The organism is Paenibacillus sp. MAH-35 (assembly GCF_058135425.1).
In genome coordinates this window covers 20,231-27,225 of sequence record NZ_JBYUPU010000067.1, presented here as the reverse complement: position 1 = coordinate 27,225, position 6,995 = coordinate 20,231, and the positions used below count along the sequence as shown (strand labels likewise).

Here is a 6,995-nt window from a genome sequence, read left to right as displayed (position 1 = left end):
ATTCCATGGTACAATTATTCTATTTTTTTCCAAATATTTCATTATTAAAACTTAAGAACCCAACATAACATATTAAGCTATGTAACCAGCTATCATGATTATGAAGGCAAGGCGATACGCTACCTGTACGAACAGCTCAAATTAAGGGCGGATCTGCTGCTAGACGGTCTCAAGCCTAAAGAAGTGATCGTACAGCAATTACTGGAACATATTAGGGAAATAAATCGGCGTTAGCAGGAGCCGGTGTTAGTTCGTGACCGGCCTTTGATTGGTCCTTATCCTCCAGGGGGAAGGCGAGGCTAATGATAACCGCTGTTGCCGATCACGAGGCCAATTGCATTTCGCCCCGGATTCCGGTATGATCAAGCTGACAATTTAACGTGTATGTGTAACTGGCGGAGCATGGGGAACCATGAGGGAGCACATGGACGGTAACGGCCGTACGCCTGGGCAGAGGTAAGGGGACTTGGTTTCTCCTTGCCTCTTTTTGGTTTACTAGCGGGAAATGGGCATGACAAAATAGAACGAATTGAGGGACAAGCCGATGTTGCGTACAACCAAATTGCTGCTGTTAGGCTCGGGAGAACTCGGGAAAGAAGTGATCATCGAAGCTCAGCGCCTGGGTGTGGAGACGGTCGCCGTAGACCGCTACGCGGACGCGCCTGCCATGCAGGTCGCCCACCGCAGCTACGTGATCGATATGCTGGATGCGGAGCGGCTGCGGGCCGTGATCGAGCAGGAGAAGCCGGATCTGATCGTACCGGAGATCGAGGCGCTGGCCACCTCCGAGCTGGTGAAGCTGGAAGCGGAAGGCTACCGCGTCATTCCGACCGCCCGCGCGGCGAAGCTGACGATGGACCGCGAAGGGATACGCCGGCTTGCCGCAGAGAAGCTGGGACTTCCGACCGCCGGCTACAAGTTCGCCGATACGTACGAACAGTTCGTGCAAGCCGTCAAGGAGACTGGCTACCCTTGCGTCATCAAACCGCTCATGAGCTCATCGGGCAAAGGGCAGAGCGTATGCCGGGAAGAGAGCGATATCGAGAAAAGCTGGAATATCGCGATGGAAGGCGGCCGGGTGCAGAACGGACGGGTCATCATCGAAGAATTCATCCGATTCCAATCCGAAATTACGCTGCTGACGGTCCGTTCGGTAAGCGGGACAAGCTTCTGCGCGCCGATCGGGCACGTTCAGGAGAGCGGCGATTATATCGAGTCGTGGCAGCCCCACGAGATGACGGAACAGCAGATCGCGGAAGCGAAGCATATCGCGAAGACGATTACGGACGAGCTCGGCGGTTACGGCCTGTTCGGCGTCGAGCTGTTTCTGGCCGAGGATAAAGTGTACTTCAGCGAAGTTTCTCCACGGCCGCACGATACCGGGCTGGTGACGCTGGTCACGCAAAATTTATCCGAATTCGCCATCCACGTCCGCGCCATCCTCGGGTATCCGATTCCGGAGATCGTACTCGTTACGCCGGGCGCCAGCCGGCCGCTGAAGGCGGACCGCGAGCTGGAGCATTACCGGATCGGCGGCGCGGCCGAGGCGCTGGCCGTCTCGAACACGCAGCTGCGCATCTTCGGCAAGCCGGTTACGAAGGCAGGACGTCGTATGGCGGTAGCTTTATCGTCCGCTCCCACGGTTCAAGAAGCACGCGACCGCGCCAAGCAGGCGCTAGACAAGCTGTCCGTCGAGGAAGCATAGGAGATTCAACCGATCCGGAACAGGAACAAGACACGGGGCCGCCTCAGCAGCGGTCCTTTTGTTCGATCTTGAAGCCCGTTCGCATGGCCTGACGAGTAAGCAGCATACATTTTCTCGCACTATGACATGTTATGCTATATTGGGCATACGCACTGTACTGCGAACGATACAACCCAAAGGAGAATCGATGTGACGAACACTCAAGGCACCCAAGAAAATCCTTGGAAACTAAAAACTCCGCCGCAAACGTCCGAATACGAAATGTACAAGGACGAGAAAGACGGCAAAGCCATCCTCGTATGCACAGTCGGGAAAACGGTACTGCACTATGACTACCGCTGCATCGAGGACCTCCACGCGATGCTGAAGCAGCACGGAGACTGGATCGAGCTCGGAAGCGCCGACGAGCAGAAACCGGCCAAGGAAGGCACAGTCGAAGCGTGGGGACGTTCCCCGGATAACCCGATCGGCGGCTGGTACGGCCTGAAGAAAGGATTCCGCGGCCGGTTCGGAATGTATATCCCTCCGCTGATGGAGCAGCTCGGACTGGCCGAGGTCGAGCACCATCCGAGGAATAACCGGATGAGGGCGATCTGACGATCGGCATACGCCCATATGCCGCAACGGAACAAGTCCTGCTCAGAAGCAGGAACATTGCTGGAAATGGACGGTAATCGAATGTATTCCTGCTGGAGCGCAGGAATCTTTTTCAGAATGAGCCAAAACGAACGTCAACTTGCTCCAATTCCTGCAGATACGCAGGAATAGTACTGGCAGGAGTAGCCGCTTCCCGGGATTTGGGTAATACTTTCCCACAGTTGTACAGGCTCCCCATTTCCACTATAACAAAGAAAGCAGCAGGCTCCGCGCCTCGCTGCTTCTTTGACTTTGGACGTTTAGACCGGAGTCCGATCGCTCCGGCTAGACGTCTGTGCGGCCCGTTCCCGGCCCACGGCTTCGTTCAAGAACGAGGCCGACCCGGGCACTGGCGCGACCTGCCATACATCCCCCGCGGGAACCTTACTTGTTCCCGTCTTGATCGTGTTCCTTCGCTTGCAGCTCGCGCAAATATTCGTCCAACCGGTCGTATCGTTCCTCCCATAGACGGCGGAACGACTCCAGCCAGCTATCCAGCTCGAGAAGCGGCTCCGGACGCAGCCTGTAAATCCGCCGATTGGCGACCGGATTCACCTCGACGAGCCCGGCATCGTGAAGAACCCGAAGATGTTTGGAAGCTTGCGGCTGGTTGAGTTCGAGCCTCTCGGTTATTTCCCCTACGGTAAGGGGGCCGTCGCGCAGAAGTTCGACGATGTCTAAGCGGTTGGGCTCGGCTAATGCACTGAATGTGGTCGTATCCATGACCTGAACCCCACTCCATACAAATAATGGTGCTACGGATATCCGACGGCGCACGCGCTAGACCGGATTCGAGATCCGTGCCGCCCTCCGGCAATGAACCGGATAACAGCAAAACAGCTAATCTTATAACGTTATCATGATTAGCTCCTGTTCGTCCATCCTTTCAGCACGCCGGCCCGGTTACTTCCCGTACAGCTCCGCCAGCTTATATTTCTTGACCTTCAGTCTGGCCAGGCAGATGCCGTCCTCCGGCTCACCCGCACAATAAGCCAGCAGCAGCGAATCCGCTGTAAAATGAATCGCCGTGTAACAGTACCCGCCCCGCGTCTCTTCTCCTTCTATCGTAAAGCGGTGCCCCCACGTCTTCCCGTCATCCGTGCTGATCGCGCCGACCAGCGGGATGCGCCCCCAGGAATGCCTCTCCAGCGTCCGGGTCTCATAGTTCGGGACCGGATTCCAGACAGCGAACAGATCGCCGCTCTCCGGATTGCGCTTGACCGACAATGGTGAGGTCGGCGAAGTGAACCGCGACGGAACGGCGGGACTCCACGTCTCCCCCCCATCGAACGAAAACATCTCGTATTGGCGGCCGAGATCGGTGCGGGCGTAAGCCCATAAGGTGCCGTTGGACAGCTCGACGACTCCCGGCTCCTGAAGCCCGCTGCCGCAATGTGCCAGCGACAAGGAGCATCCGCTTTTCGCTTCGCGCCACGTCGCCCCGTCGTCGTCCGACAAGTAAAAGTAGGCCATGCCCCGCTGGTCGAACGATTTCCAGTCGGTCGTGCTGTCGGTTCTCATTTTATGCAGGGCAGCAGGTACTATGGTCCGACCACTAGATAAACGAACGACCCTGTCGTTATTCGTCACATAGTAGCCCAGGCCCGGGACGCAGCACACGGGTTCCCCCCAAGTCTCCCCCTCGTCGGATGAACGCCATAACCGGAGCCGCGTGTCATGCCAGCCGTACCGGATAATATAAAACAGCCCCACATCACCGTTGCCCATCCTCAGCAAAGATACGCTCATCAGATTCAGCGCGTCATAATCGCCCGGCTGTGCCACAATCCGGTCATCCGACCACGTATCGCCGCCATCGGACGAATAGCGGACCGCAATACACGCCGCCGCCTCGTCGCTGTGCGAATCTCCGATAAACCGGCTGTACGCGAACATCAGCCGTCCGTCCTTCAGTTCCAGAAATGCTCCCTCGCTGTTGCGGGGATTCCCCTTGGCCGGCCTCAAATCCAGCACGACAGTCCCTTTGTTGTCCATTCCATTGCCCCTCCCTTTACCGAATCCGATGAAATGCACCCGGGCGGCTGATCGTACATTGCGGCTGTTGGATCAACAGATCGCAAGCCAAACCGGGCAGCGCTTTCATTTTAACCGCACTTGATTTGGATCGTCAATCTATTTCCATCTTCAGGATGCCGCCCCGCCGCAGCCTCCCTCCTTCCCGCGTGCACGGTCCATTCCGCGAGCCGAGAAACTTCAGCAAGGTTGCCCTATTCCTGTTACCGTTAAACTGACCAGAGTTCGTGTCCCCAACTAGATCTGTTATGTAAAATATTTGTAGACCAATTGAAAATCAATGAAAATGGTGATAAAATCCGATTACAGTTACCTGACTGAGGTAAGGTAACTACTAATTCGCCGAGGGGTCATGCAGGTGAGCCGAAGAGACGAGATCAAAAAAGTTGCGGTCCGCCATCTTCTGCAGTTCGGTTACGAGGGGACGAAGCTGGCGGATATCGCCCAGGGAGCCGGCATTAAGAAGCAGTCGATGTACGCTCATTTTGAGAATAAAAGAGACCTGGTCGTTGAAATCCACGAGGAGGCGACCAAACAGGAGATCGCCTTTCTCACTGCGTTTTTCGACAAACACCGGGGAAAGCCCCTGCCGAAGACGATGCAGACATTCGCTGCCGAGATGAAGGAGCGTTACGAGACGAACCCGAACGTGAAGCTCATGTTCCTGATGGCCTTTATGCCGCCCGAGCCGCTCCAGCAGCTGTTCATCACCTTGTACGACCTGTACTCGCATCATCTGCTGCATCTGCTGGAGCTCGCCTTCCGCAGCGACCCTACGCTCCGTGCGGACGCCAAGGAAGCCGCATTGGCCGTCCATACGGTGCTCGAAGGATTGTCCGCGAAGCTTATATTCGGCAGTCCCGATTATTTTATCCAGGCGTCGGAAACGACCTTCTCCTTCTTGTGGAAAGGCATTCTTCATTCGTAATCGTTATCGAGGTGTATGATGCATAATGAAAACCAAAAGCTGACGGCCCTGGAATCCGATTCCGTGGGCAAAGTGTTCGTCCGTTATCTGATCCCTTCCATGATCGGGATGTTTATGATGTCGGTCAATGCGGTCATTGACGGCATATTCGTAGGAAATCGTTTCGGCGAAGTGGCGCTTGCGGGCGTTAATGTCGCGTTTCCGGTGTTCTCGATTTATTTTGCGGTCTCGCTGTGGATCGGCATCGGAGGAGCGGCTCTGTATTCGAGACATCTGGGCGCCAAGCAGGTGAAGCAAGCCCAGTCGGTCTTCACCCATTCGCTTGCGCTTATATTCAGCCTGACGCTGATCATCGCCGGGATCGCTTATGTGTTCCGGCACAACCTGGCCGTTTTTCTCGGGGCCAACGACGATACGATGCCGTATGTGATGGAGTTTATGAACGTGCTGCTCGCGTTCGGCTTTATCGTAACTGTCCAGAATACGTTCAACATTTTCGTCCGCAACGACGGCAATCCGAACCTGGCGATGATCTCGCTGATCGTGACTTCGGTATGCAACGTGGTATTGAACTATCTGTTTCTGTTCGTACTCGATTTCAGCGTAGCGGGCTCAGCCTGGGCGCTGATCGGCGCTTCTGCGATCGGGACGCTCGTGCTGGTCACCCATTTTCTGCGCAAGGAATGCTCGCTGCGGTTCGTGAAGCTGCGCTTCTCCTGGGAGCTGCTGAGAAATACGTTCACAGTCGGCTTCCCGAGCTTCGTCGCGGAGCTGGGCATCGCCGTCTTCATGGCCGGATACAATATCGCCATGGTCCGCTGGGCCGGAACGCTCGGCGTGTCCGCCTTCTCCGTCCTGAACTATGTTCACAGCGTGATGCTTATGCTGTTCATCGGCATGGGGGCGGGCATCCAGCCGCTTATTAGCTACTACCGTGGAGCGAAGCAGCACGTCCGGGAGCGCCAGACGATCCGGCTCGCCGTCAAGACCGCTTTCGGCATTGGCTCCGGCATCTTTCTGATCGGGCTCGTCGCGGCGGACGGGATCGTGTCGCTGTTCGGCTCGTTCGCCCCCGAAGTCCGGGCGATGGCCGCTACCGGCATCCGGCTGTTTTTTATCGGCTACTTGTTTATGGGCGTCAATTTCGTGATGATGACCTACTTCCAGTCAACCGATCAGGTCAAAATGGCGACCTGGATTACCGTGGCCCGGGAAATGCTGTTGATGGTCGCCATCCTGTTCACGCTGCCGCATCTGATCGGCACGACCGGCATCTGGCTGGCGATTCCGCTCTCCGAGCTGATCGTCGTTATTACGGTATACGCCTATATCCGCAGACGCGCGCGTATCGCTCCTGCAGCGAATTCGGCCGTGTAACGTTCCTGCGGCGGGAAATGTCCGGCTTCCGGACAGGTACACAACGCGGCGGCCCTGCTGGAAGGGACCGCCCGTTTTTGGGTTGGCCTGCGGGGCGCCGGGCTACCGCGATACAGCTTGCCCCTCTAACGTCAGCCGACTGCCAGCCGAACGCCTCCTGCGCCGCGATACCGCCCGCTGGAAGACGCATGCGGGGCGCAGCGGCAGTCCGATGCCGTTTCCCCTCGACCTGGCAGGGCGTACTCTTCCCCCTCTTTTTCCCGCCTGTTACAATAAAGACAGAACCTTTCGCCGCCAACCGAGGAGGGATCGCTG

At 56.7% G+C, this 6,995-nt stretch carries 6 protein-coding genes and 1 riboswitch; of the genes, 4 read left to right on the top strand and 2 right to left on the bottom strand.

Annotated features, from left to right (window positions below; genetic code table 11):
- The first annotated feature begins 378 nt into the window (after nt 1-378).
- A riboswitch (ZMP/ZTP riboswitch) is annotated at nt 379-459 on the top strand.
- Between the two features lie 85 nt (nt 460-544).
- Both purT and AC3Y2E_RS33300 read left to right on the top strand, forming a co-directional pair.
- Nucleotides 545-1,705: a phosphoribosylglycinamide formyltransferase 2 gene (gene purT / locus AC3Y2E_RS33305; protein WP_190931545.1), complete on the top strand. Its 1,161-nt coding sequence runs from the start codon at nt 545-547 to the stop codon at nt 1,703-1,705.
- A 189-nt stretch (nt 1,706-1,894) separates the two neighbouring features.
- Nucleotides 1,895-2,302, top strand: a complete 408-nt coding sequence (locus AC3Y2E_RS33300; protein WP_190931546.1) for a DUF6855 family protein — start codon at nt 1,895-1,897, stop codon at nt 2,300-2,302.
- A 423-nt stretch (nt 2,303-2,725) separates the two neighbouring features.
- Here AC3Y2E_RS33300 and AC3Y2E_RS33295 read toward each other — a convergent pair whose 3' ends face one another.
- Both AC3Y2E_RS33295 and AC3Y2E_RS33290 read right to left on the bottom strand, forming a co-directional pair.
- Entirely contained in the window at nt 2,726-3,064 is a 339-nt protein-coding gene (locus AC3Y2E_RS33295) for an ArsR/SmtB family transcription factor (RefSeq protein WP_190931547.1), read from the bottom strand.
- 180 nt (nt 3,065-3,244) lie between these two features.
- Nucleotides 3,245-4,336, bottom strand: coding sequence for a sialidase family protein (locus AC3Y2E_RS33290; protein WP_379217524.1), 1,092 nt, complete (start codon nt 4,334-4,336; stop codon nt 3,245-3,247).
- A 397-nt stretch (nt 4,337-4,733) separates the two neighbouring features.
- Between AC3Y2E_RS33290 and AC3Y2E_RS33285 the strand changes: the two genes are divergently transcribed.
- Nucleotides 4,734-5,303 carry a TetR/AcrR family transcriptional regulator gene (locus AC3Y2E_RS33285; RefSeq protein WP_190931549.1) on the top strand — a complete coding sequence of 190 codons (570 nt, stop codon included), beginning with the start codon at nt 4,734-4,736 and terminating at the stop codon, nt 5,301-5,303.
- A gap of 15 nt (nt 5,304-5,318) precedes the next feature.
- A complete protein-coding gene (locus AC3Y2E_RS33280; RefSeq protein ID WP_379217523.1) occupies nt 5,319-6,680 on the top strand; it encodes an MATE family efflux transporter in 1,362 nt (453 codons plus the stop codon).
- The last annotated feature ends 315 nt before the right edge of the window (nt 6,681-6,995 follow it).

Coding starts and splice junctions, on each gene's coding strand:
- purT (WP_190931545.1), top strand. CDS start 545: ATGTTGCGTACAACCAAATTGCTGCTGTTAGGCTCGGGAGAACTCGGG.
- AC3Y2E_RS33295 (WP_190931547.1), bottom strand. CDS start 3,064: ATGGATACGACCACATTCAGTGCATTAGCCGAGCCCAACCGCTTAGAC.
- AC3Y2E_RS33290 (WP_379217524.1), bottom strand. CDS start 4,336: ATGGACAACAAAGGGACTGTCGTGCTGGATTTGAGGCCGGCCAAGGGG.
- AC3Y2E_RS33280 (WP_379217523.1), top strand. CDS start 5,319: ATGATGCATAATGAAAACCAAAAGCTGACGGCCCTGGAATCCGATTCC.